29 protein-coding genes and 1 pseudogene are annotated in these 25,281 nt (G+C 41.4%); 27 read left to right on the forward strand and 3 right to left on the reverse strand.

Going from position 1 to position 25,281, the window contains the following annotated elements; all coding sequences use genetic code 11:
* Window positions 1-15: 15 nt before the first annotated feature.
* The 11 genes from ACIFOD_RS08250 (at window position 16) to ACIFOD_RS08300 (ending at window position 9,633) form a co-directional block, all read left to right on the forward strand.
* Complete coding sequence (locus tag ACIFOD_RS08250; protein ID WP_430314233.1) at window positions 16-990, forward strand: ABC transporter permease; 975 nt, start codon at window positions 16-18, stop codon at window positions 988-990.
* 11 nt (window positions 991-1,001) lie between these two features.
* Entirely contained in the window at window positions 1,002-1,886 is an 885-nt protein-coding gene (locus ACIFOD_RS08255; RefSeq protein ID WP_430314234.1) for an ABC transporter permease, read from the forward strand.
* 3 nt (window positions 1,887-1,889) lie between these two features.
* The gene (locus ACIFOD_RS08260; protein WP_430314235.1) at window positions 1,890-2,843 is read left to right on the forward strand and encodes an ABC transporter ATP-binding protein; all 954 of its coding nucleotides are present in this window, start codon (window positions 1,890-1,892) and stop codon (window positions 2,841-2,843) included.
* 5 nt (window positions 2,844-2,848) lie between these two features.
* Window positions 2,849-3,859 (forward strand): ABC transporter ATP-binding protein, encoded by a 1,011-nt coding sequence (locus ACIFOD_RS08265; RefSeq protein WP_430314236.1) that lies wholly within the window; start codon window positions 2,849-2,851, stop codon window positions 3,857-3,859.
* A gap of 3 nt (window positions 3,860-3,862) precedes the next feature.
* Window positions 3,863-5,038, forward strand: coding sequence for a M20 family metallopeptidase (locus tag ACIFOD_RS08270; protein ID WP_430314237.1), 1,176 nt, complete (start codon window positions 3,863-3,865; stop codon window positions 5,036-5,038).
* Window positions 5,039-5,067: 29 nt separating this feature from the next.
* Entirely contained in the window at window positions 5,068-5,895 is an 828-nt protein-coding gene (locus ACIFOD_RS08275) for a creatininase family protein (RefSeq protein WP_430314238.1), read from the forward strand.
* Window positions 5,896-6,002: 107 nt separating this feature from the next.
* A complete protein-coding gene (gene gloA2, locus ACIFOD_RS08280; RefSeq protein WP_430314239.1) occupies window positions 6,003-6,392 on the forward strand; it encodes an SMU1112c/YaeR family gloxylase I-like metalloprotein in 390 nt (129 codons plus the stop codon).
* 416 nt (window positions 6,393-6,808) lie between these two features.
* Entirely contained in the window at window positions 6,809-7,699 is an 891-nt protein-coding gene (locus ACIFOD_RS08285) for a tetratricopeptide repeat protein (protein WP_430314240.1), read from the forward strand.
* Between the two features lie 220 nt (window positions 7,700-7,919).
* Complete coding sequence (locus ACIFOD_RS08290) at window positions 7,920-8,813, forward strand: helix-turn-helix domain-containing protein (protein WP_430314241.1); 894 nt, start codon at window positions 7,920-7,922, stop codon at window positions 8,811-8,813.
* A gap of 135 nt (window positions 8,814-8,948) precedes the next feature.
* The gene (locus tag ACIFOD_RS08295) at window positions 8,949-9,410 is read left to right on the forward strand and encodes a hypothetical protein (RefSeq protein ID WP_430314242.1); all 462 of its coding nucleotides are present in this window, start codon (window positions 8,949-8,951) and stop codon (window positions 9,408-9,410) included.
* A 97-nt stretch (window positions 9,411-9,507) separates the two neighbouring features.
* A complete protein-coding gene (locus tag ACIFOD_RS08300; protein ID WP_258549747.1) occupies window positions 9,508-9,633 on the forward strand; it encodes a hypothetical protein in 126 nt (41 codons plus the stop codon).
* A gap of 119 nt (window positions 9,634-9,752) precedes the next feature.
* Here the strand turns inward: ACIFOD_RS08300 and murB are convergent, their stop codons facing one another.
* Window positions 9,753-10,673, reverse strand: coding sequence for a UDP-N-acetylmuramate dehydrogenase (gene murB / locus ACIFOD_RS08305; RefSeq protein ID WP_430314243.1), 921 nt, complete (start codon window positions 10,671-10,673; stop codon window positions 9,753-9,755).
* 288 nt (window positions 10,674-10,961) lie between these two features.
* On the opposite strand from murB, the gene ACIFOD_RS08310 reads away from it, so the two are divergent.
* The 13 genes from ACIFOD_RS08310 (at window position 10,962) to ACIFOD_RS08370 (ending at window position 21,788) form a co-directional block, all read left to right on the forward strand.
* Window positions 10,962-11,864, forward strand: coding sequence for a DMT family transporter (locus ACIFOD_RS08310; RefSeq protein ID WP_430314244.1), 903 nt, complete (start codon window positions 10,962-10,964; stop codon window positions 11,862-11,864).
* Window positions 11,865-12,079: 215 nt separating this feature from the next.
* Window positions 12,080-12,931, forward strand: coding sequence for a DegV family protein (locus tag ACIFOD_RS08315; RefSeq protein WP_430314245.1), 852 nt, complete (start codon window positions 12,080-12,082; stop codon window positions 12,929-12,931).
* Window positions 12,932-13,081: 150 nt separating this feature from the next.
* Window positions 13,082-14,569: a DEAD/DEAH box helicase gene (locus tag ACIFOD_RS08320; protein WP_430314246.1), complete on the forward strand. Its 1,488-nt coding sequence runs from the start codon at window positions 13,082-13,084 to the stop codon at window positions 14,567-14,569.
* The gene (locus ACIFOD_RS08325) at window positions 14,559-15,260 is read left to right on the forward strand and encodes a ComF family protein (protein ID WP_430314247.1); all 702 of its coding nucleotides are present in this window, start codon (window positions 14,559-14,561) and stop codon (window positions 15,258-15,260) included. The genes ACIFOD_RS08320 and ACIFOD_RS08325 overlap by 11 nt, the downstream gene beginning before the upstream one ends.
* A 60-nt stretch (window positions 15,261-15,320) precedes the next feature.
* Window positions 15,321-15,737, forward strand: coding sequence for a TIGR03826 family flagellar region protein (locus tag ACIFOD_RS08330; protein WP_430314248.1), 417 nt, complete (start codon window positions 15,321-15,323; stop codon window positions 15,735-15,737).
* A 114-nt stretch (window positions 15,738-15,851) separates the two neighbouring features.
* Window positions 15,852-16,118, forward strand: coding sequence for a flagellar biosynthesis anti-sigma factor FlgM (gene flgM / locus ACIFOD_RS08335; RefSeq protein WP_430314249.1), 267 nt, complete (start codon window positions 15,852-15,854; stop codon window positions 16,116-16,118).
* Window positions 16,119-16,135: 17 nt separating this feature from the next.
* On the forward strand, window positions 16,136-16,630 hold the full coding sequence (locus ACIFOD_RS08340) for a flagellar protein FlgN (RefSeq protein WP_430314250.1): 495 nt from the start codon (window positions 16,136-16,138) through the stop codon (window positions 16,628-16,630).
* 29 nt (window positions 16,631-16,659) lie between these two features.
* The gene (gene flgK, locus ACIFOD_RS08345; RefSeq protein ID WP_430314251.1) at window positions 16,660-18,237 is read left to right on the forward strand and encodes a flagellar hook-associated protein FlgK; all 1,578 of its coding nucleotides are present in this window, start codon (window positions 16,660-16,662) and stop codon (window positions 18,235-18,237) included.
* 14 nt (window positions 18,238-18,251) lie between these two features.
* Window positions 18,252-19,157 (forward strand): flagellar hook-associated protein FlgL, encoded by a 906-nt coding sequence (gene flgL / locus ACIFOD_RS08350; RefSeq protein ID WP_430314252.1) that lies wholly within the window; start codon window positions 18,252-18,254, stop codon window positions 19,155-19,157.
* Window positions 19,158-19,231: 74 nt separating this feature from the next.
* Window positions 19,232-19,822, forward strand: a complete 591-nt coding sequence (locus tag ACIFOD_RS08355; protein WP_430314253.1) for a DUF6470 family protein — start codon at window positions 19,232-19,234, stop codon at window positions 19,820-19,822.
* 18 nt (window positions 19,823-19,840) lie between these two features.
* Window positions 19,841-20,284, forward strand: a complete 444-nt coding sequence (fliW, locus tag ACIFOD_RS08360; protein WP_430314254.1) for a flagellar assembly protein FliW — start codon at window positions 19,841-19,843, stop codon at window positions 20,282-20,284.
* A 4-nt stretch (window positions 20,285-20,288) separates the two neighbouring features.
* Entirely contained in the window at window positions 20,289-20,510 is a 222-nt protein-coding gene (gene csrA, locus ACIFOD_RS08365; protein ID WP_430314255.1) for a carbon storage regulator CsrA, read from the forward strand.
* Window positions 20,511-20,666: 156 nt separating this feature from the next.
* Window positions 20,667-21,788, forward strand: a complete 1,122-nt coding sequence (locus ACIFOD_RS08370) for a flagellin (protein ID WP_430314256.1) — start codon at window positions 20,667-20,669, stop codon at window positions 21,786-21,788.
* Between the two features lie 42 nt (window positions 21,789-21,830).
* Here the strand turns inward: ACIFOD_RS08370 and ACIFOD_RS08375 are convergent, their stop codons facing one another.
* A complete protein-coding gene (locus tag ACIFOD_RS08375) occupies window positions 21,831-22,043 on the reverse strand; it encodes a hypothetical protein (RefSeq protein WP_430314257.1) in 213 nt (70 codons plus the stop codon).
* A gap of 89 nt (window positions 22,044-22,132) precedes the next feature.
* On the opposite strand from ACIFOD_RS08375, the pseudogene ACIFOD_RS08380 reads away from it, so the two are divergent.
* A pseudogene (locus tag ACIFOD_RS08380) lies at window positions 22,133-22,246 on the forward strand (flagellin); the annotation flags it as partial.
* A gap of 45 nt (window positions 22,247-22,291) precedes the next feature.
* Here ACIFOD_RS08380 and ACIFOD_RS08385 read toward each other — a convergent pair.
* Window positions 22,292-23,224 (reverse strand): endonuclease, encoded by a 933-nt coding sequence (locus tag ACIFOD_RS08385; RefSeq protein WP_430314258.1) that lies wholly within the window; start codon window positions 23,222-23,224, stop codon window positions 22,292-22,294.
* 159 nt (window positions 23,225-23,383) lie between these two features.
* On the opposite strand from ACIFOD_RS08385, the gene flaG reads away from it, so the two are divergent.
* Window positions 23,384-23,743 (forward strand): flagellar protein FlaG, encoded by a 360-nt coding sequence (gene flaG, locus ACIFOD_RS08390; protein ID WP_430314259.1) that lies wholly within the window; start codon window positions 23,384-23,386, stop codon window positions 23,741-23,743.
* 15 nt (window positions 23,744-23,758) lie between these two features.
* Window positions 23,759-25,261, forward strand: coding sequence for a flagellar hook-associated protein 2 (locus ACIFOD_RS08395; protein WP_430314260.1), 1,503 nt, complete (start codon window positions 23,759-23,761; stop codon window positions 25,259-25,261).
* Window positions 25,262-25,281: the final 20 nt, after the last annotated feature.

Raw genomic sequence — 25,281 nt, forward strand, 5'->3', positions numbered from 1 at the left:
GTGGAGGTGAATAGTGTGAATAAAAACTTTTTACTGAAAAAAATCTTTCAATCTATCATTACAATTTTTCTAGTTCTTATTCTAAATTTCTTTCTGTTTCGGGTCATGCCGGGAAATCCGCTTTCCATGATTGTGAGAAATCCGAATGCATCACCTGAGGCTATTGAGAAAATAAAGCATTTGATGGGAATGGATCAGCCCATGTACGTTCAATTATGGCTCTATTTTAAGCAGTTGTTTCAAGGTGATTTAGGCTTATCCTTTATGTTTAAGCAGCCCGTTATTCATGTAATCGGGGAACGATTATTCCCGACTCTCTTGCTGGTAGGGGTTTCAACGATCGCAGCCATTATCGTCGGTGTATTATTAGGCATTATTGCAGCTGCCAGACAAGGGAAGAAAATCGATGTAACCTCATTGGCATTTTCCCTCATTACATATTCCATGCCGACCTTCTGGCTGGGGATCATGCTGGTGATCTTCTTTAGTGTGACCCTGAACCTCTTCCCGACAAGCGGAATGGTGACAGCAGGGATGGTTTTTGATACCTCGTTTGAAAAAGCCGTTGATGTCTTGATGCATTTATTCCTGCCTGTCTTAACCTTGAGTCTTGTATTAATCGGACAGTTCGTATTAATCATGCGCAATTCATTAATTGAAGTACTGACAGAGGATTATATTACAACGGCAAAGGCGAAAGGATTTTCCGAAAAGTTGATCATGAAAAGACATGCATTACCGAATGCCATGCTGCCAATGGTCACAATTATCGCGATTAATATAGGCTTTATGATTGCAGGCGCGATTCAAATCGAAACGGTGTTTTCATGGCCAGGACTAGGAAGATTAATGTATGAAGCATTGAATAACAGGGATTATCCATTATTACAAGGGATTTTTCTCATTGTAAGTGTATGTGTGGTTTTGGCAAATCTCATTGCAGACATCATTTATGGATATCTTGATCCAAGAATAAATAATAAAGCCTAGGGTGAAATCAGATGAAAAACTCAATTGCTACAAACAACTCAACTGTCACAAGCAAATGGAGAAGATTTTTAGATACCTTTGTTTCAAACAAGATGGGACTTTCCGGGGCTCTCATTCTAGGGGTTTTTGTCATCATAGCCATATTTGGTCCCCTCCTTACTCAATATGACCCAAAGGAATATGGAGTGGCAGAAGTGTTAAGCCCTCCCTCGTTGCAGCATTTATTAGGAACGGATGATTTGGGAAGGGATGTGCTGGGAGGAGTGCTATTAGGTGCCAGGATATCAATTACAGTCGGATTTTTGGCAACATTGATTTCGATGATCATCGGTACTGTCGTCGGAATTGCCTCCGGATACTACGGAGGGAAAGTCGACACCCTGTTAATGAGGTTTACCGATGTATTTCTCGTGCTTCCCTGGTTACCTCTGGCTCTTGTTCTGACAGCCATTTTAGGAGCGAGTATATGGAATATCATTTTTGTCATCGGTTTAACAAGTTGGCCGGGAACAGCGCGGATCGTACGTTCCCAAACCCTTTCAGTTAAAGAGAGGCAATTCATAGAACGAGCCCGTGCGATTGGTGCAGATCACCTATACATTATGAGAAAGCATATTCTGCCTAATGTATTTCCCCTTATATTTGCGAATACCATTCTTGTTTCTGCTGTAGCGATCCTCTCGGAAACGACGTTAAGCTTCCTGGGAATGGGAGATACAACGGAACCAAGCTGGGGAATGATGCTGCATTATGCATTTGAATCAGGAGCAGCGAGCCTTGGCGCTTACTGGTACTTAATATCCCCTGGAATATGTGTGGTACTGGTTGTTCTGGGCTTCACATTTATTGGGTATGCCTTTGATGAAATCTTAAACCCAAGATTAAAAAGGAGATAAACCATGAGTCTTTTAGAGATAAAAAACTTAAAAACGTATTTTGAAACAAAAGATGGCGTTGTAAGAGCAGTAGATGATGTGAGCTTTACATTAGAGGAAGGTGAAGCGGTCGGTTTGGTCGGAGAATCCGGTTGTGGAAAGACGACCACTGCTCTATCGATTATCAATCTCCTCCCCAAAGAAGGCAAAGTAGTGGGAGGAGAAATTAATTATAACGGCAAGAATTTAGCTGAATTGGATCAAAACAAGATTAGAAGGTATCGATGGAATGATATTTCGATTGCCTTTCAAGGGGCGATGAATGCATTAAACCCTGTAAAAAAAATTGGCGAACAAATTACAGAAGTGATGATGTATCATAACCAATTAACATACAAGGCTGCTAGAAAAAAAGCCAAAGAACTTCTTGAATTAGTTGAAATTGATAGTGAGAGAATCGACCAATATCCTCATGAATTCAGCGGGGGAATGAAACAGAGGGTGATGATCGCCATGGCATTGGCATGCGATCCAAAAGTGCTGATTGGGGATGAACCCACTACTGCTCTGGATGTCATGGTACAGGCGCAAATTTTAGAGCTGCTGGAAAAGCTTCGTAGGGAACTTGGGATGTCTGTCATTTTAATCACGCATGATCTGTCTGTTATGGCGGAAACATGCGATAAAGCAGTCGTCATGTATGCGGGGAAAGTCGTGGAAACGGGAAGTGTGGAAAACATCATCAACAACAGTTCCCACCCCTATACTCAAAAACTAGTGAAAGCATTCCCTGATATATATGGAGAAAAAGAAATGACAGAGTCAATTCCAGGGGCTCCGCCAGACTTAATTACACCCCCTTCAGGCTGCTATTTCCATCCTAGATGTGAGCACGCAACGAAGGAATGTGAGGTGTCCGCCCCGCCACTGAAGAAAATGGCTGAAGATCATTATGTTGCTTGTCACTTAAGGGGGTAAACGATGTGGACAGTTTATTGAAGACAAAGGATTTACGGGTGAATTTTACGATTCAAAACGGATTTCTGAAAGAGTTATTATCGAAAGAAAAGAAGCAGGTGAAAGCAGTCGATGGGCTGGATTTTGAAATAAAAAAGGGTGAAATCGTTTCTCTTGTCGGGGAAAGCGGCAGCGGGAAAACAACGACAGGAAAAGCCGTTTTGCAGTTGCTTGATAACGTTGAAGGGGAAGTGACCTATAATGGCCAACGACTGAATCAAAAGGATAAAAAACAAATAAAATCCTTCCGTCAAAAAGCACAAATGATTTTTCAGGATCCATATGATTCATTAAACTCGAAATTCAAAATCATAGACATAGTAGCAGAACCATTGGAAATTAACGGGAAGATTCGAAATGAAGAGCATAAGAAGGAAAAGGTCAAAGAGGCTTTGGAATGGGCAGGGTTGAAACCGGCGGAAACCTTCTTCTACCGATATCCCCATGAATTAAGCGGGGGGCAAAGACAACGGGTTGTGATTGCCTCTGCACTAATATTAAATCCTGAGTTTATAGTAGCCGATGAACCGGTTTCGATGCTTGATGTCTCTGTTCGAGCCGATATTCTACGATTAATGGTCGATTTACGAGATAAGAAAGGAATTTCTTACTTGTTTATCACTCATGATATTTCATTAGCGTGGTTAATTTCTAATCGAATTGCCATTATGTACTTAGGGAAGATTGTCGAAATTGGCGAAGCGGATAAGGTGATTTCTAAGAGCCTGCATCCTTATACGAAAGCACTTATTAATGTCATGCCCAAGCCGAAAATCTCCAAACAAAAACAAAAACGAATGATCCTAAAGGGTGAAACTCCAAACCCAAGTAACATCCCCACTGGATGCAGGTTCCATACAAGATGCCCTTTTGCCGAGGAGAAGTGTAAGGTGGAAGAGCCTGAACTGACCCAATACAGCGATGGGCATTTCGCAGCCTGTCATTTCGCAGAAAAACTGTTGGAAGGAGCGGAATAACCTATGGAAAAAGAACAAATCAGTTCCATTATTGATCGAGAAAAAGAAGGTCTAGTGGCATTAAGTAGATATATTCAGCAGAACCCGGAGTTAGGGGGAGAAGAATATAAATCCTCTAAGGCTTTATGCGACTATCTAGAGGGTCAAGGCTTTACGGTTCAAAGAGGGGTTGGAGAGTTTGATACAGCCTTCATCGCAAATTATAAAAAGGGCGAAGGAGGTATTCATGTCGCCTTTTGTTCTGAATATGATGCCCTGCCTGATATTGGTCATGCCTGCGGTCATCATCTGATCGGGGTAGCAAGTGTCGCTGCCGGTCTTGCCCTTGCCAAACTGGAAACTGATGAACAATATGAGGTATCCGTTATCGGTACCCCTGATGAAGAAAATGTCGGTGGTAAGATTGATCTCTTAAATGAAGGAGTATTTGAGAATGTTGATATTGCCATGATGTTTCATCCTGGATACTCCACCATCATCAATGTGAAATCCCTCGCTTTCCATAGCTACGAGTTTATCTTTCACGGGGAAAATGCCCACGCAGCTTCGGAACCTTGGCAGGGAAAAAATGCCCTCGATGGTGTCATTCAAACCTTTAACGGAGTCAATGCCTTAAGGCAGCATGTAAAGCCCGATGTACGTATACACGGGATCATCAAAGAGGGCGGGAAGGCAACCAACATCATTCCCCATAGAGCGGTGGCAGAGTTTTGTATTCGATCCATCGATAATGTGTATTTAGAAGAAGTGGTCGAACAGGTCATGAACTGTGCCAAAGGGGCAGCCCTTATGACTGGTACTGAGCTGGAAGTGAAAGAAATCGGACACCCGTATGCTGCCATGGTCAGTAATCAAACCCTGGTAGAACTGTATGAAGAGGCTCTTGATGAATACAACTATGTGGATATTTCAAGATATGATGAAGGAATGGGGTCGATTGATATGGGGAATGTCAGCCGCGTTGTGCCATCGATTCATCCTGTATTATCCTTAACGGATCAGCTTGTCCCCGGACATACGAAGGAATTTGCTGATATGTGTAATACTCCTGCTGCATATGAAACGATGCTGCTGGCGGGGAAAACCATGGCCCATACCTGCCTGAACGTGATTAAAAACAAAGAAATCCAAGAAAAAATCAAAGAGGAATTTAAGCGATCATTTTTATCGCACGTATAAATTAATAAAGAAAGAAGGGGTACATAGACATGGAGAAAAAATATCTTTTTGGAGAAATGACTTGGCCAGAAGTGAAAGATGCCGTCAAGGAAGAACGAATCGCTGTTGTCCCGGTTGCAATGATTGAAGAGCATGGCCATCACTTACCCATCGATACAGATTTAGTACTGGCGAACGAAATTTGTAATAGGGCAGGTAAGGCTTCGCCACACAATATGGTCATCGTTCCGGCAATTAACCATGGGTATGCCCCCCATCAGATGGATTTCCCCGGTGTCATATCCATCAGCAGTGAGACCTTTATAAATTATGTAGTGGATGTTTGCAACAGTTTAGCCCATCAGGGATTTAAGAAGATTTTATTAATGAATGGACATGGAAGCAATGTTTCATTATTAAAAGTAGCGGCAAGACAAACCATTTTAAAATACCCGGATGTTCAGTGTACCTCTATTTCACATTGGGATTTCCAACAAGTAGTGGACTTGACGGAGGAAATAAGGGATTCAGAAAGTCCTGGCGGGATCAATCATGCCTGTGAGCTTGAAACCTCTATGTATCTGGCTATCAAAGAAGAACTGGTTCAAATGGACAAAGCCGTTAGAGATATAGACAAATACCAAATGTCTAAATATTTCTGGCTGGATTTAGTAGGGAAAGGTGAAGGGCGTCCAGTTGTGATGGTGCCGTATTGGAGTTCTATTTCTGAGACTGGGACACTGGGTGATCCGACACAAGCAACCAGAGAAAAAGGGGAAAAGCTGCTTAATGCCGCTGTGGAGGGATTAGTCGAGTTTATTCAAATCTTTAAAGAACGTGAACCGAATCATCCGAGGGTGAATCACCATCTTAGCTGATAGATAGAAATCATCATTTACTTCCTACCAATGTTAGGGTAAACAACATTGATAGGAAGTTTTCTGTTTATAATAGGATGATAGATAAACAGTGAAGGAGCGAACACATGAATTTTAAAAAAATCCACCATATCGCCATTATCTGCTCAGATTATAATAAATCAAAAGACTTTTACGTCAACAAGCTTGGTTTTGAAATAAAACAGGAAATTTATAGAGAAGAAAGAGACTCTTTTAAATTGGACTTAGCGCTAAATGGCGAATATATGATCGAGCTATTCTCCTTTCCCACTGCTCCAGCACGTCCAAGTTATCCGGAAGCACGAGGGTTACGTCATTTAGCATTGGAAGTAGAGGATATTGAAGAGACTGTAAGACTTCTTAAAAAAGAAGGTATTGAAACGGAGGAAATAAGAATAGACCCTTATACTCACAAACGATTCACTTTTTTCGAAGATCCAGATGGTCTCCCCTTAGAACTCTATGAAAGCAAGTAGAGGTCCGTCCCTAAAAAAGAGCACTTCCCATTAAGGAAAGTGCTGTCCAAAGGTATTGTAATTTGTCGTTAAATTTATTAAAACATAAATAAAATATCGATGGATTATGGATGTAGAACGATTCTCCTTGAAAAATGGAGGAGTTCCTTACGAATATCTTCTTTTTCTATATAAATATAAAAATATTAATATTTTGCTTCTCGCTAAGTGTCTAAAAAAAGAGCACTTCCCACAAGGAGAAGTGCCATCAAAAGGTATTGTAATTTGTCGTTGATATTATTAAAACATAGATTTGGAATATATGTATTGTCGGTAAGAGACAGTCTGAGGGGAATTATGCAGAATTACTTAAGAAAATTGCATGGTTTCTGATAAAATATAAATATATTAATATTTTTAAGTTGGGTGGTTCGGTAGTGGATTATTCGGTTATCGGGACAAAGATAAGGGAAATGAGGAAAGTCATTTGGTTAACGCAAGGTGAATTAGCGGATGGAATCTGCACACAGGCCTTAATCAGCAGGATTGAGAAAGGTGATATTTATCCAAGTGCCACTGCGCTCTATCAAATTACAACGAAACTAGGAGTAGACGTGAACTATTTTTTTGAAATCGGGATGACTCCCCGTCTTGATTATGTTAGAGAGGTAGAAAGACAACTGCGAAAATTGCGGATTAAGCATCAATATTCAGAAATGATGGAAATGGTCAGAGTCGAGGAAACTAATCCATTATTCAAGGAGAGTACGAATGCTCAACTGCTTTGTTGGCATAAAGGAATCTACCAATTTGAAGTCGTGAAAGATCAAGATACAGCTTTCGAACTTTTACATAAGGCATACTACCTGACAGCCGAGAGCAAAAAAGCATTATCAGAAAGAGAAATGGAGATCCTTCTAACTCTTGGAGCTTTCCATTTCAGCAATGAATGTTATCAAAAATCTCTCTGTCACTATTCTAAAGTACAAGCCGGATTGTCCAAAGCAGAGTGGCTACAGGACAAATCCATCAAGACGAGACTCCTGTATAACATTGCAAGGGTGCACACTAGATTGGGGAATTATCAGGAATCCATTCAGTATTGTAAAAGAGCTATAAAGTGGATCATCATAGAAGAGCATATGTATGGGTTCGCACAACTACATTACCATCTTGGATATAATCTGGAGCTTATAGGGGATTATAAAGAAGCATTACCTTATTTAGAAAAAGCAGCTGCTTTTTTTGACATTCAAAATAATATAGAGTTTGTCCAGTTCATAAACAAAAAACTAGAACACATTAGATGTGAAATAGATAAAGAATGAACCGACTGGAGGTACGTCCCTCAAAAAAAGAGCACTTCCCACATGGAGAAGTGCCATCAAAAGGTATTGTAATTTGTCGTTAGGTTTATTAAATCATAATGAAGAATTTCATGTAGTTGTGGCGTCGGCTAATGAGGTTGGTTAGAATCGCATTTATCTACTGAAATGGCATGTTTTCTGTAAAAATATAAAGATATTAATATATTGAGGAGGTGGGGTTTTGGATTACTCAATCATTGGTAAAAAGATAAAGGAGTTACGAAAGGTCGTTGGGTTAACTCAAGGTGATTTAGCTGAAGGGATCTGTACACAGGCTCTGATCAGTCGTATCGAAAAAGGGGATATCTACCCTAGCGCAACGGCACTTTATCAAATTTCTCAGAAACTTGGGGTAGATGTAAACTACTTCTTTGAAATTGGAACAACCCCGCGATTAGATTATGTGAAAGAAGTCGAACGCCAATTAAGAAACTTAAGAGTGAAGTTAATGTACGATGAAATGATAGAAATGGTAAGGACAGAAGAGAAAAACCCTCTCTTTTTTAGAAACCAAACCAATCTGCAATTGCTTTACTGGCATAAAAGTATTTATATATTTGAAATTGAAAAAGACCGTGATGCAGGGCTTGCCCTTTTGAAAACGGCGCTTTCCCTCACCATGAATAAAAAACGGGCCATGACAGAACGGGAAATAGAAATTCATATGACCTTAGGGGTTTTTGAATATGGAAACGGACATTTAGAGAAGTCTTTAACCTTATATGAGGAAGTTAGATCTGCATTGCAATCAAGTACACAGCTTAATGATAAATCGATTAAAACGAGATTACTTTATAATATAGCCAGAACTTTAACCAGATTAGGAAAGTATAAAGAATCCAATTCCTACTGCAATCAGGCGATTAAATGGTGTTTGGAAGAGGAACATTTATTTGGTCTTGGTGAGCTATATTATCATACAGGCTACAATTATGAACTAGAGGGAGAGTTGGAAAAAGCCTTATCGTATATTAATAAATCCATTTTAATATTTGATATGTATGGAGATAATCGCTATCACCAGTACCTTCAAAAAAAGCGGGAAGAAATTTCTCGTAAAATGGGAATCTTATGAAATGGCTGTAGACTTCCATTTTTTAAACTCCTCATTGGAGCTTCATGATACCTTACAAGGTTCGTGAAGCTTTTTTATTTCATACATCTTGCATGTCCTTCATAAAGTTAACTATAGATGAGGAGTGTTGGATGGATGAGAAGGAAAAGCCCGGTTCCTCTATTTATCGGAGTGGTTGTTGCCATTCTGCTTGTTGTGGCTCTGTTTATGTTTATTGGGAAAACCCAGGAACCAGATTCACCAGAAGAAGTGATCGAGGAATTTTACAATTTTGAAAAAGACGGTGATTTCGGTAACGCATGGGAGTTGTTTCATTCGGAAATGCAAAATAAGTTTCCAAAATCCTCTTATATTCAAACGAAAAACCATGTATTCATGGGACATATGGGGGTTGATGAGTTTGAGGTGGAGGTCGGCAATATTGAAAAGGAGAATGAGTTTACCTTTAACGAAGAAGGGCTTCAATTTAAAAATGTCCGCAAAGCGGAAGTGAACTTGTATTTTGATAGTCAGTTTGGTGAATTAATGATCACACAAACCTGTTTTGTAGCCATCGAAGAAGGAGAATGGAGGATACTATGGAACTATAACTTCTAAAGTGATGATTAAAATGAAATTTTTCACTGAATTTGGTTTTATCTAGAATTTTTCGGGTAAAAAGAAACTAATATTTTTACAAAGGAGGGCATTAGCTGTGTCGCTGCTCTATTTTAAGGCTCGTGAAGCCTATGAATTGGATGCGAAAGTATCTCAATCTCAAATCACAAGGTTGAGAGAGTTTCGCAGAACAAAGCCCGCCCCTGTTGCCAAAAAGAGATAGCTAATGGTTCCTTGTACATGGAAATTATGATGAAATCCCCTGCTCAGTCTAAATTCGTTTAGGCTGTTTTTTTGTCTAACGCAATAAAAAAGTCAGGAATCAAATGATTCCTGACTTTTTTATTCCAGATCTTCTCCGATGATACGAACTTCCCGTTCTAGCTCCACATCAAATTTTTCTTTCACTGTTTTTTGAACGTGTTCAATGAGTGAAATATAATCCGAGGCTGTCGCATTGTCTTTATTCACGATGAAACCGGCATGCTTCGTGGAGACTTCAGCGCCACCAAAGTTCGTTCCTTGAAGCTCACTGTCCTGAATAAGCTTACCTGCGAAATATCCAGGTGGTCGTTTGAAGACACTTCCGCAAGATGGATATTCAAGTGGCTGCTTGGATTCCCGTTTATCTGTCAGATCATCCATAACGGCCTTGATTTCTTCGTAGTCGCCAGGCTTTAAGCTGAAGGTTGCTTCCAGTACAATATCGCCTTTTTCAGAAATATTGCTGTGACGGTAATCAAGCTCTAATTCTGCGGCTGTACGTTTTACCAGGTTTCCTTCACGGTCGACGACATGGCAATAATCCAGTACATCTTTAACTTCTCCGCCATAAGCTCCGGCGTTCATGAATAGAGCACCGCCAACGGTACCTGGAATCCCACAGGCGAATTCGAGTCCTGATAACTTTTCAGCTAACGCACGTCTCGATACATCAATGATTGCTGCACCACTTTGAGCGACAATCAGTTGATCCGTCGTTTTGATGTCTTTAAAATTTTTCAGATGAAGAACAATTCCACGAATTCCACCATCTTTTACAATCAAATTCGATCCGTTACCTAACAAGGTAAATGGGACATCCACTTCATTTGACAGCTTCACGATATTTTGAACTTCTTCATAAGTGGTTGGCGTTAAGAAGAAATCAGCTCTTCCGCCTAACTTCGTATACAAATGCTCTCGTAACAATTCATCACGTTTGATATTGTCAGAATGCATCACCTTTGATAATTCTTCAAACACTTTTTCCTTATTGTACATTCTATATCAGTCCTATAAAGTAATTTTCGTCTTTTCATTAATAAATCCTACCCCACCATTATATGACGAAAACCCATGAAAGTTAAATGGTTTCAGTTGGCAGATGTGAATCCCGATCGAATGAACCTTATTAATTGGAAAAGAATGCTTTATTATAGGTCGAAAATACGAAAAAAGAATGTTCCCATCTTAAGCAAAGTAAGTTAGGATAGAACTAACAAAATATGTTATAACGTCTATTTAACTATTAAATTATACACTTTTTTACAAAAGAGAGGAGGAAGCAAATTGGCCAGATTATATATAGCGTTAATTGGTTTAAGTCTGATTTGGGGGATGTCGTTTGTTTTCATCAAGTGGCTGGTGGATCCAGTTGGTGTGTGGGGAACGGTCTTCTTACGCTGTTTAGCCGGAGCGCTTGTGCTTCTTCCGATCTTTTTCATACAGAGGAAAAAAGGGGAGAAGAAATCGCTCCCTATGTGGAAACTGTTTGTTGTCGGGATTGGAAATGCCGCGTTACCCTGGACTCTGATCGCGTTAAGCGAAACACAGATTAATAGTAATACGGCATCCATTTTAAACGCGACCACACCGATTTGGACGGGGCTGGCAGGGTTTTTATTTTTCTCTGTGATACTGACCGGGTTTCAATGGATTGGAATTGTCGTTGGGTTTATAGGGATACTTGTCCTGATGAATTTCGAGGTGAGTGGGATCTTTACTTCTAATTTTGTAGGGGTGGGGACGATGGTGCTTGCGACGATGAGCTACGCGTTTGCTTCGCAGTTTACGAAAAAATATCTGGCGGGAACGAGTGTTGTTGTGATTTCTACGTTCCAATTGTTGATAGGTGCAGCGGTAGGCTTTATGGGTATGATGATGACCAACCCAATCTCAATTGGAGATTTGTTCTCAGGAGAGGTGATCCTGGGGATAGTAGGGTTAGGCTGTTTAGGGTCAGGAGTAGCAACGCTTCTTTATTTCTATATCATGACGAATGGAAGTCCGGAATTCGCTTCGACAGTGACCTACTTGATTCCGGGTACTGCGATGATTTGGGGATTCGTTCTTCTGAGGGAACCTGTCACTCATAACCTGATATTAGGATTACTCATTATTTTTGCAGGAGTATTCCTATCGTCAAGAAAATCGAAAAAAATCATCACCTCTTTGCCGGTCGGTACGAGGTAAGACCTTTAAACAAACGTTTGATTAGGACATGGGATCCCTTGTACCATATGGGCTCAGAGTCTTAAACAAACGTTTGTTTAGTTTTAGGGAAACGAAACTCCCGAGAAACTAATGCAAACCAACTTGTTTTCATATAAAATGAAAAGGATACATAAGGTAGACTAGACAAGCTCGCAGCACGGGCTATAAAAATAAACAATAAGGATGGTAATTCTATGAAAACGGCAATTGTAACGGATAGTACCGCCTACATCCCGAAAGAATTGCGTGATCAACTGAACATACATATGATTCCTCTCAGCGTCATTTTCGGAGGAGAAACCTATCAAGAAGAAGTTGATATTACGGCAAGTGAATTTTATGAAGAGGTCAGCACCCAGGAAAAGCTTCCAACGACTTCACAGCCGCCAGTCGGAAAGTTTGTCGAGCTATTCGAAAAGCTTTGTCAGGATTACGATGCCGTCATTTCCATCCATTTATCCAGTGGAATCAGCGGAACGTACCAAGGCGCCGTCCAAGCGGGGGAAATGGTCGAGGGCATTAAAGTGTATCCCTATGACTCGGAAATCAGCTGCATGATCCAGGGCTTCTATGCCATTGAAGGGGCCAAGCTTGGTCGTGAAGGAAAAACGGCTGATGAAATCGTTGCATTATTGGATGAAATGAAGCAATCGGTACAGGCATACTTCATGGTAGATGATTTGGCTCACTTGCAGCGTGGTGGCAGGCTATCACAAGCTCAGGCGATCATCGGAAGCCTTTTACAGGTGAAACCATTGCTTCATTTTGTTGATAAAGTGATTGTTCCGTTTGAAAAAATCCGTACGAAGAAGAAAGCGTTGAAGCGGGTGGAGTCAATGCTTGAAGAAGCTGTTTCTTCAGGAGAAGAGTTTCAAGCTTCGATTATCCATGCGAATCGTGAAGAAGATGCGATTGAGTGGAAGAATGAGCTTCAAGAGAAGTATCCGAATGTGGAGTTCAATGTTAGTATTTTCGGTCCTGTAATAGGTACTCATTTAGGTGAGGGCTCGATGGGGATGGGTTGGGCTCGGAAGATGAGTCAATAGGGATTGGGTGTTTTGATTGTAACGGTACACCACCCATCCCCCGGTGCCAGGCACAAAACAACGTTTTTGTGCCTGGAACCATTTTTATTAGGCAGGATTTTTACATATTTGTGTAGAATATATCACTATCCCAAACTAGGAGTGATGTTTTTGCGCTTTGCTTTTGCAGATAATGCATTAATACCAGAAACTCTTACACAACAGGAAGCCCCCGTTCTACAAAAAATTTCAGAATACCCTTCCCTTCCACCTCGACCTCTTAACCCGTCATTTCGTTTTTCTCCAGAGCTTCAATCCTTTCTTAGCGGACGTTCATTGCTACTGGACGAGATCCCATTTTCAATCGACACCCTTCAAGGGCACTATTTGAATGGCTATGTTTCCTACCAAAAAGGTGTGGGGAAAAGCTGTTGCCACCGTTGTGGAAATAACAGACCTCATTTATTCGCTTCATTTTCCTGCTCCAGATGCCAGACCACTTGCACCTACTGCCGTAACTGCATCATGATGGGCAGAGTATCGGAGTGCACACCACTCATAATCTGGAAAGGACCTGCACCAACGTCAGAAACGGCTCCCACTTTCAAATGGCCTGGCACTCTATCAGAAGCGCAAAAGACAGCTTCTGAACAAATGGTTTTGGCCGTTAAAGAGAGGAAGGATTTGCTCGTTTGGGCGGTGTGCGGGGCTGGAAAGACCGAGGTTCTCTATGAAGGAATCCATGAAGCTCTTAGGGAGAATAAACGGGTATGCATTGCCGCACCTCGAACGGATGTCATCCTTGAATTGTCTCCACGTGTTAAAAAGGTCTTCCCTGACACATCGGTGACCACCCTTTATGGAGGATCGGAAGAACGGAACAACTATGGCCAGCTTGTTCTATCCACCACCCACCAGTTGTACCGATTTCAGGACGCCTTTGATGTCATGATCATTGATGAAGTCGACGCCTTTCCATACTCCTACGAGTCTTCCCTGCAATGGGCAGTGGAAAAAGCTCGTAAACCCCAGTCCTCGATTATTTACCTTACCGCTACCCCGGACAAAAAAACACAGAAACAGTGTGCCAAGGGGAATAGAAGCTTTATCCAGATTCCTGCCCGTTTCCACCGCCATCCCATACCCCTACCAAAGTTTGTATGGTGCGGTCTTTGGAAAAGAACCTTGAAGAAAAATCGAATTCCTCATCCTTTGAAAAAATGGACATTATCAAAACTCCAGCAATCCAAACAAGCCCTCATATTCTTCCCGACTGTCGAACTTATGGAAAAAGCCCTGCCATTATTTCAAGAAATGAATCCTCTTATCGAGTCTGTCCATGCCGAAGATCCTGACCGAAAAGAGAAGGTATTGAAAATGAGAAACAAAGAGACTCCGATTCTATTAACAACCACTATTTTAGAGCGGGGTGTGACGATTCCGGACATTGATGTCGCCGTACTTGGGGCAGAAGAAAAGATTTTTACAGAAAGTGCCCTCGTGCAAATCGCTGGAAGAGTAGGGCGCAGTGCTGACTATCCAAAAGGAGACATTATCTATTTTCATTACGGCCGAACGGGTGAGATGATCAAAGCTCTTCTTCATATTGATCAGATGAATAAAGAAGCAGGGAGAAGAGGATTGCTTCATGATCAATAACTGCTTGAATTGTGATGATGAACTGGTAGAGATCATGTCCTGGAGAGGGTTCTTTTATAGGGAACCTCAATTTCTGTGCTATGCGTGTGATAAACAGCTGGTAAAGATAGAAGGGAAGCGTTGTTTGGGGTGCTCCCGGTCCTTGGATGATTTGGCTCCGCAATTAATTAAAGGTGACGTGTGCCTGGACTGTCATCGATGGGAAGTAGATTCTGAGTGGAAAGGGATTCTACATCAGAACTTCTCATTTTATCGTTATAATGATTTCCTTAAAGAGTATCTGGCAAAGTATAAGTACCGCGGGGACTACGTGTTGGCAAAAGCCTTCTCACATACAATTAAAACCTATCTTGCTAAAGTAGATTATGACCTCGTCATTCCCATCCCGCTAAGTGATGAACGCCTCTATGAGAGAGGTTTCAACCAATCTATCGCTCTACTTGAGGAAGCAGAGGTCCGTCCCTCCAATATCCTCACCCGTTCACATTCTGAAAAACAGTCGAAGAAGACACGGAAGGAGCGGCTGAGTCAGGAACAGGTTTTTCAGTTGGTTGAATCCGATCTGTATGGTAAATCCATCTTGTTGTTTGACGATATTTACACGACGGGTACGACCCTGAGGCAGGCGGCAAAGCTCTTGAGGGAAGCGGGGGCTAACGAGGTATCTTCCTTAACTCTCGCCAGGGGTTAAAGCAATCCTCTTTCCTGCCGATATAAAGGTTAAGAGAAGCTTCACCGGGAGGAAATAAATATGTCAGAAATCATCAATTGTCCACGCTGCAACGCGATTTTTATGAAAAATAAATTCCGTGATGTATGCGACAAATGTTATAGAGAAGAAGAGAATATGTACGAGACCGTTTACCAATTTTTAAAGAAGCGGGAAAACCGTGCTGCCACAATGGGTCGCGTCATTGAAGTGACGGGGGTAGATGAAGAACTTCTATATAAATGGGTAAAAAAAGGTCGTATCCAGACAAGACAATTTCCGAATATGGGTTATCCTTGTGATAAATGCGGAAAGATTATAGGGACGGGGAGGATCTGCAGTGATTGTTCTTCTGAACTTGCCAGTGATCTGAAAAAGTTCGAAACGGAACAGGAATGGAAGAATAAATCAAAGGAATCCGGTCAGAGAACGTATTACACCATGAGAGATAAGAACTAGAAGGTTAATACAGAAATCAGGAAAAACTAACCAGACCCTAAAACTAAACAAACTGCGTTTTTATCCGATATACTAGGTAGAAACAATGGACGTGATGAAAGCGAGGGGAAAATGATGAAGATTAACAATATCGGCAATCAAAACATTAATCCTTATAAGCGCAATCTTAACAAGATGGACCAGGTCGGCAAGGCAGGTAAACCGGCATCCGACAAAATCGAAATCTCTCCTGCCGCCAAAGAAATGCAGGAGGTTTCTAAACTCGGCAAAGAGCGCCAGGCTAAAGTGGAAGCTTTAAAAGATCAGGTTCAGAGCGGGAACTATACCATCGACCCGAGAGCCATTGCTAAAGGATTGAATAATTTCTATAACGGACAATAAAAAGGGAGCGAACAAACATGTCAGCAACCAATCTAACGATAACTCTTGAAAAACTATATAAGTTGCATAAAAGTTTGTTCGATCTTTCAATGGATAAAACGGACGTCATCAAAAAAGGTGATATGAGTGAACTCGATCGTGTATTGAAGGATGAACAAAAGCACTTGGCTGCCATCAATACGGTGGAAGCTGAGCGGCAGCGAGAATCCAGTCACTATCTTCAATCACGGAGAGTATTTTTCAACGAAGCACCAACGATATCTCAGTGTATCGAGCACAGTTCACCCCAAGAACAAGAAACGCTAGCCCATTGGCAGCAAAAACTGGTTGGTATCATCGGAGAGTTAAAAGTCCGAAATGAGCTGAATCAAAAGCTTGTCTATCAATCTCTTCAATTCGTGAATATGAATCTATCCATGACTCAACCGCAGTCGGATCAATCAACCTATTCACGTCCAAACGGTGAAAAGAAATCACCAACCGGAAGATCCATGTTTGATTCGAAAGCATAGCACTTACTAATTGAAACGGAGGCAACACCATGCGATCCACTTTTATGGGCCTGGAAACGGCAAAACGAGGCATGTACACCCAGCAGGGCGCCCTTTATACAACCGGTCACAATATCTCCAACGCAAATACCCCTGGATATACCCGTCAACGAGTCAATTTTGAACAAACGACACCTTATCCTGCCCCCTCTATGAACCGTCCACAAATCCCAGGTCAAATCGGAACCGGAGTCGACGCCGGTTCGATCCAACGCGTGCGTGATTCTTTCCTGGACATGCAGTATAGAGGTGAAAACCAAAAGCTTGGCTACTGGGAAACAAAAATGGAAGCGATGAAGAAGATGGAAGAGGTCATGAACGAACCGTCCGATTCAGGCTTATCTAAAACGATGGATATGTTCTGGCAGTCCCTTCAAGATCTAGCTGTTAACCCATCCAACTCAGGTGCCCGGTCAGTCGTTGTCGAGAGAGGAAAAGCTGTTGCTGAAACATTCAATTACTTATCGTCATCCTTAACAAGTGTCAGAGGCGATTTGAAAAATGAACTGTCTGTCAGTGAAAAGCAAATCAATTCCCTGTCCAGGCAAATCGATAACATTAATAAACAAATAGCCGATGTTGAACCACATGGCTATCTCCCGAATGATCTATACGATGAACGGGACCGATTGATCGATGAACTTTCACAGCATGTTTCCATCCAAACGAGCTACCAGTCCAATGGAGGAGCGTCATCACCAATCGCAGAAGGTGCGGTCACGGTCACATTGGTCGGAAAAGACGGAAACCTGGCCGTCAATCTGGTCGGACAAGGTGGAGTCAATGAACTTAAGCTTACCTATGAAGGCCCTCAAAATACGGTGGATTCCGTAACGATCGGTAACCAGACGCTCGACATTAAAGATTTCTTATCACAAGGCGAAGGAAAACTGAGATCCCTTGTCGATACATACGGCTTCAAAAATAAAGACGGTGAAGCAGAAGGCTCCTACATCAGCATGCTCGATGAACTGGACAGCATGGCGTATGAATTCGCCAAAGCATTCAATGAACAACATCAAAAAGGCTTCACACCTGAACAAATGAACGATCCAAACTTTGATCCTGACAACGATACTCCGGATACACCGAAGTTCTTCCAGGATGCAAAGAATGCCGCAGCAGATTTGGACGGTGTGCCGACAGAAGGCTTCGCTCAAAGAATCCAGGTGGCCGATGAAATGAGCAATCTCGATAACATTGCGACAGCGGGTGCAGATAATCCGACACTTGGTGACGCATCAAACGTTCTGGCCCTAGCAGACATCATCACAACGACTAAACTGCCTTATGGCGAAAAAGAAGCCTCATTCCAAGGGCACTTTGAATCCGTGATCGGTAAAATTGCCGTAGAATCACAAGAATCCGTGCGACTCGCAAGCAACTCCAACGTTTTAAGAGGAGCAGTGGACGAACGCCGAATGTCTGTAAGCGGTGTGTCCCTTGATGAAGAAATGACCGACATGATCAAATTCCAGCATGCCTACAACGCCTCTGCCAGAATGATCACACTCCAGGACGAAATGCTTGATAAAATCATCAACGGCATGGGAACCGTTGGGAGATAGGTAGGTGAATTAATATGCGTGTTACTCAAAGTATGCTGACTGCAAATTCGATGAGAAACCTTAGTTCTTCTTATGGACGAATGGGTCAACTGCAAGATCAATTGGCGACAGGGAAGAAGATTACAAAGCCTTCGGATGACCCGGTTGTTGCGATGAAAGGGATGTTTTATCGTTCGAATTTGACTGGGATTGAGCAGTATAAGCGGAATCTATCTGAGCTTTATTTGTGGATGGAAAACTCGGAGTCTGGAATTGAACAAGCAAATCAAGGATTGCAGCGTGTTCGTGAATTGACGCTTCAAGGGAAGAATGGAACGTTAAGCCCGGGAGATCGGAAAGCTGTGGCTGTTGAAATTGAACAGATTAAAAAAGATCTAGTCAGTGTCGCTGAAACAAAAGTAGCTGGAAGATATATTTTTCATGGTACAGACGTAGGGAATTCTCCAATTAAGGATGGGAACCCGGCAGATGGAAGTGCTCCACAGGTTGCTGACAATTTAGGCAGCGGTGCTATTGATGCTTATCCGGTTGAAGTTTCACAGGGTGTTTCTTTAAAAGCAAATGTTAACCCAAATAAGGTCTTTAACCAGAAACTGTTTGATACAGTACACAATATCCAAAAGGCATTGGAATCTGGAGATGTTTCTTCTCTTGACGGTCAGCTTGAGGAACTGGATGACGTCATGAACACGTTATCAGCAGAACGTTCTGAGCTAGGTGCCAGATACAATCGTCTTGAAATGGTAGACGACCGACTGGGTCAACAGGAAGTTACAGCAAACCGGATTCTTTCTGATAACGAAGATGCTGATATCGAACGCGTCATCACGGACTTGAAAACCCAGGAAAGTGTCCATAGAGCGGCACTCAGTGTCGGAGCCAGAATCATTCAGCCGACGTTAATGGATTTTTTACGATAAAAGCAAGGGGACTGACCCTTTAAGGTGTTTTGTCACCTTAGGGTCAGTCCCTTTTTACATGGAGGTGACAATGTGTGAACGTTCCACAAATAAGATTGCAGTCCACATCAGCAGCCCTGAGCATCCGGACGACTCCAGGTCGCATGGACATCGAACAGCCACCGGCAGAATTAGATATCCAGCAGTCCCAGGCAAAGATGGAGATTAAACGTACGCCTTCCAAACTGACCATCGACCAAACCGAGGCCAGAGCCGATATGGACTTGAAATCGGTGCGCCGCAGAATAGAAGAATATTCCCAACAAGGGTACGAAGACTGGCTGTCGGGACTTGCCCGAGTCTCCCAGGATGGCGATGAACTCATGATGATCGAGAATGGCGGAGGTGCGATTGCCGCCCAGGCTAAACGGAACAGTGAGGACCCGATGTATGAGTTTAACATAGGATGGATTCCATCTGCAGGGAGCGTCAAAATCAGCTATGAACCCGGAAGTGTCAAAGTGAACGTCGAACCGCAAAAAGTCGTGAATAACTCTCGTCCTCAAAAGCCCAATATACAGTATACTCCAGCCCAAGTGGATGTCAGTTTGAAACGATATGCAGACCTGCAAATTGATTTTGCGAACTTAAAGCACGTAGGAATTAACTACGAACAAGAAATATAGTATGAAGGAATGAAGCGGATGAAAATTGATACGAAATATCATGGTGAAATAGAAGTGAAATCGGAAGACATTTTGACATTTGAACACGGGATCCCCGGGTTTGGGGAGGAGAAGCAGTTTGTATTATTGCCGCTTCCGGAGAATGAGTGGTTTCATATATTGCAATCCGTAACGACTCCTCAACTTGGATTTGTGGTGACGGATCCGTTTGTGTTTTTTAAGGAGTATGATTTTGAACTGGATCAGGCTAGTGTAGAGTTTCTAGGAAAACCTTCTGAAAAAGATGTGCAGGTGCTTTCTATTCTTACTGTACGAGAAACGCTTAATGAATCAACAGCGAATTTACAGGCCCCTATCATTCTTAACCTGGCAAATCGCAAAGGAAAACAAGTCATCTTAACAAACTCAGACTACCAAACCAAGCACCTGATCTTTGCTCAGCCTGCAGGAAAGAAGGGGTGAGGGAATGTTAGTACTAACAAGGAAAACTGGAGAGAGTATTCAGATTGGGGATGACATCGAGCTAAAGGTTATTTCTGTAAAAGGGGATCAAGTAAAATTGGGAATCAACGCACCAAAGAACGTAGATATTCATAGAAAAGAAGTTTATCTCTCTATCCAGGATGAGAACACCGAAGCTTCTAAAGGAGTCGACAATCTGTTTAATCTTTTGCCAAAAAATGATTAATTATTTTTTTGAAACTATTAAAGACTAGTAGAAATGACCGATAATAGTATTGTAAGCAATGAGGAGAAGGGCGGCCGACCTTTGTGATTTATTGCAAACTAAAAACTAGATAGTTCACATGGATGTGGACTTACTTTCAAGGAGGAAATTATTGTTATGAGAATTAATCATAATATTGCGGCACTTAACACTTATCGTCAATTAAACAGTGCTTCTAATGCACAAGGTAAATCCATGGAGAAGCTATCTTCAGGTCTTCGAATTAACAAAGCAGGAGATGACGCTGCTGGTCTAGCAATCTCTGAAAAAATGCGTGGGCAAATCCGTGGATTGGATGCAGCGTCTCGTAATGCTCAAGATTCAATTTCATTAATCCAAACAGCTGAAGGAGCTTTAAATGAAACTCACTCAATCCTACAACGTATGCGTGAGTTATCTGTTCAATCTGCTAATGATACAAATACTGATGCAGATAGAAAAGAACTTCAAGCGGAGGTTAAGCAACTAGTTACAGAAATCGACCGTATTGGAAACACAACTGAATTTAATACGAAAAAATTATTAGATGGATCCGCTTTAGGAGTAGCAGAAAAGGTTGATGGTTCAGGTTCCGTTAGCAATAACTCTTCTATTGATATATCAAAAGCAAATATTGACACATTTGTAAGTGCACTTGGAACTGCTGCGTCTGAAGCTGAGGCTAATGGTGCATATATGATAGTGAAAACATCAGAAGCTACAGCTGGCACTTTTACTGATACAGACTTTACAATTGTTGGACCAGATGGTACTGAATATGCAGGTAGTGACGCTTCACAGCTAGTATTATCAGATGCGGCGATTACTACAGTAGATGGCGCAACTGCTGTCGGTGGAACTGCAGCTTTAACAGTTGGTGCTGAGGGACTTAAAGGCATGAAGGTTGGAGAGAGCATTACTATTACATTCAACGATGCAGAAGCAGCTAGTTCTGATTTAGACGGCTCAATCATGACACAGATTGGAGCAAATGCAGGTCAAACATCATTCGTGTCTATTAAGGATATGCGTGCAGATGCTCTTGGAGTAAAAGACATAGATATTTCTAATAAATATGGTGCTGCTACTGCAATTGAAACTATTAATAATGCAATACAAGATGTTTCCTCACAAAGAAGTGCTCTAGGTGCCCAACAAAACCGTCTAGAACACACAATCAACAATTTAGGTACATCTTCTGAAAACCTAACTGCTGCGGAATCTCGTATCCGTGACGTAGATTATGCTTTAGCTGCCTAGGCAGTGACAAGCACAGTCGTCCTGGCTGGTAACGGCTAGAGATCATAATTGGGTGAATTGCTGGAAACCCCTTAGAGCTTTTCTTGCCACAACGTAGTTGGAAACGACAAGCGTGATGGCTTTAACAAAAGAAAAGATTGGGCAATCAGCAGCCAAGCTCCTGTCTTGAAAGAGTGGAGAAGGTTCAACGACTAGGATAGACCATCTAAAAGCTAAGCTCATGGTGATGAAATCCGTAGGTGAAACAATGGTCATCAGCATTGTGAATCCGAAGTGCCCAACCCCTACTATTTATAGAGGGTGAAGATATAGTCTAGTCATTTATGAAAGTAAATGTTCGCACGATGGCGAAAGAAATGATGAACCAAACGAAGAATTCTATTCTTTCTCAAGCTGCTCAAGCTATGCTAGCGCAAGCCAACCAGCAGCCTCAAGGAGTTTTACAACTTCTTCGTTAATAGTGACTTCTTTATTAGAGACTCTAGTATCACTAGGGTCTCTTTTTACTTTGAGCATATAGGTTGTACCTCCATAAAGCATAATTGAGCCAAAATACTAGCATTTAATCCGGTCATTTTATTTAATATAGAAAGGTTCTGAAGGTTTTCTTCAGAAACGACAATTTGATAGGGTTTCTTAGTAACAGGTGTTTTAGTAGACTCGATAAATGTTAGTAACTCATTAGTATAAAAGTCACTACCTTTAATGGCCGTAAAAATATCTGGAAGCACTGATAGCTTTTCATTAATCTCTCTTGTAGGAGAAATTAAATTTATGTGGTCCGGTAAATAAATGGTAGTCCGCTTCGAATTTGAAATCCGATTATATATTTCACAAGAGGTAATAGTCTTTCTGTACATGCAGGGGTGGAGGTAAGGACTAATTAAATAGAGAAAGTATTGAATCTGAAACTGATCATAAAGAATAATCCGGTTTTGTTTGTCTATTGAAAAGAGTAATGAGTATTTACCTTTCAATAAATGGCATAATTGATTATTCTCAGTAGGTGTAAAACTGTCAGTCGAAAGTATGATTTTTCGAGGAATAGTAGAGTCTTTCTTGAGATGACCGTCATCTTGATACCACCATGCAAGTGCGAGAGGAGTCAGATGTTTCATTAAGAACTCGAAAGGTATAACTTTCTTTCCATTCTTGTACCAGATTGATTTTAAGGTGGTTATGTGGTCATGAGTGCGCGATTGTACATAATATGATTCTGTATAACCTGCCTTAACACGGTTATCTTCAATTTTTTTATAATGGGGACCTGTTAATGGAAGGTAGTCTTTAAGCCTGGAGTAACAGTAATAACACCATTCTTTGTCTTTGATTGAATGTATGAATTGAAAACGAGGTTTTCTTCCTTCTTGTTTTACAATGCATCCATCACCTAGCAATTTTCCACAAACCATTGGTAAGAATTCTTCACACGCCAATATTTCCTCCCGCCTTTCAGTAGAGAACGTTTGTTCTTTTTAGTTATACCCTCTAGATAACTTATATAACTCTAAATCCCACTTATTTCTGCCAATCTAACCTAAACTTTCCCCACCAAACACCGATATAACCCATATAACCCTCAGGAGGATCAAAAGATGATTGATAAAGTGACAGGCGGAGTTCCAGGAGTACAATCATTTACTAGATTAGAGAACCAAACACGCGAAGAAGTGAAACAAATTCAAGCGCAGGAACGACACAATGAAGAAACCACCACGAAAGAACCTGTCACCAAAGAAAAAATGGAAGATGTCGTTAATGGGATGAATGAGTTTATGTCCACTTCGAATACACACCTCAAATTTGAATTTCATGATGAATTAAAAGAATATTATGTGACGATTGTCGATGATCGGACGCAGGAGATAGTCAAAGAGATACCAGCAAAGAGAATTCTTGATATGCATGCCGCGATGACGGAATTTGTTGGTTTGATGGTCGATAAGAAGGTTTAATGGAAGGAGAAACATATGGCTGATATGCGAATAGGTGGACTTGCCAGTGGTATGGACACGGATCAAATCATAAAAGATTTGATGAAGGCGGAACGAATTCCTTTAGATAAATTGGAACAGAAGAAGCAATACCTTGAATGGCAGCGAGATGACTACCGGGATATGAATAAGATGATGTTTGATTTCAGTAATCTTATTTTTGATGGGGTGATGAAGCAGGGGACGTATACGCAGAAGACGATTAGTGTGTCTGATCCTTCTGTTGTTTCTGTGAAAAACATTAATTCGACGACCGATTTTTCGGGAACATTGGAGGTTGGAAATCTAGCAAAATCGGCAACTACCATTAGTGGAGTTACCGGAATTACGGATTCCTCCAAGACGATAAAAGATTTAATGGGCCTTACTGGTACTCAAAAAATAAATATTAAGTCTGTTCTTAAAGATGGGACCTTAGATCCTAAGGGAACATCGATAGAATTTGATCCTGAAAAAGAGACTTTAAATAGTTTGATATCAAAGATCAATCAACAGTCGGGAGTTTCTGTTTTCTTTGATGAGAAGTCACAGAAATTTTCTTTCACTGCCAAAAACTCAGGTGACGCGACTGGGAATGATATCGATCTTTCAGATGAAACAGGTACCTTTTTTAAAGATCTTAAGTTAATCGATGATGCAAACTTTAATGGAGTGCGTCAGGTAGGGGTAAACGCAACGTTTACTTATAATGGACTTACGACGACGAGACCTTCAAACACATTTTCCATCAATGGTTTTGAACTAACGCTGAAAAACGAGTCGACAGGTCCTGTCACCTTTACTTCTGCACCCGACACCGACAAAATCCTAGAAAAAATCGTCAAATTTGTCGACGAATATAACAAACTCATCGAAAAAGTAAACGGAGAAGTAAACGAAAAGAAATACCGTGATTTCCAACCTTTGACCGCTGAACAAAAAGAGTCAATGGAAGAAAAAGAAATCGAATTATGGGAAGAAAAGTCACGCAACGGTACTCTGAGAAACGATTCCGTTCTAACATCGGGGCTCAACAAAATGAGAACCGACATGTACACACCAATCTCTGGTGGAACATCAGGTATTGACCAGTTAGCCCAAATCGGTATCAAAACTTCAAGTAACTACCTTGATCGCGGAAAGCTGATTATTGACGAAAGCAAGCTAAAAGAAGCGATTTCCAAAGACCCAAATGCAATCTACGAGATTTTTGCTAAAGATGGTGCGACTTCAAATGAAAAGGGAATCGCCCGTCGTTTACGTGATACTTTGAAAGATACAATGGACAGCATTGAGCAAAAAGCAGGAAAAGCTTCAAGCACCAATAATACATTTACCCTGGGTCGTTTACTAAATAATATGGACAGCCAAATGGACCGATTCGAAGACAGGCTGATCCAAGTCGAAGACCGCTACTGGCGCCAATTCACCGCCATGGAAAAAGCCATTCAGCGTTCCAACCAACAATCCATGTTCCTCATGAACCAATTCGGCGGTTAATCATAAATAAAGGAGTGTCA

The sequence above is a fragment of the Rossellomorea sp. NRS-1567 genome (genome assembly GCF_050467885.1).
Lineage (GTDB): Bacteria > Bacillota > Bacilli > Bacillales > Bacillaceae_B > Rossellomorea > Rossellomorea aquimaris_C.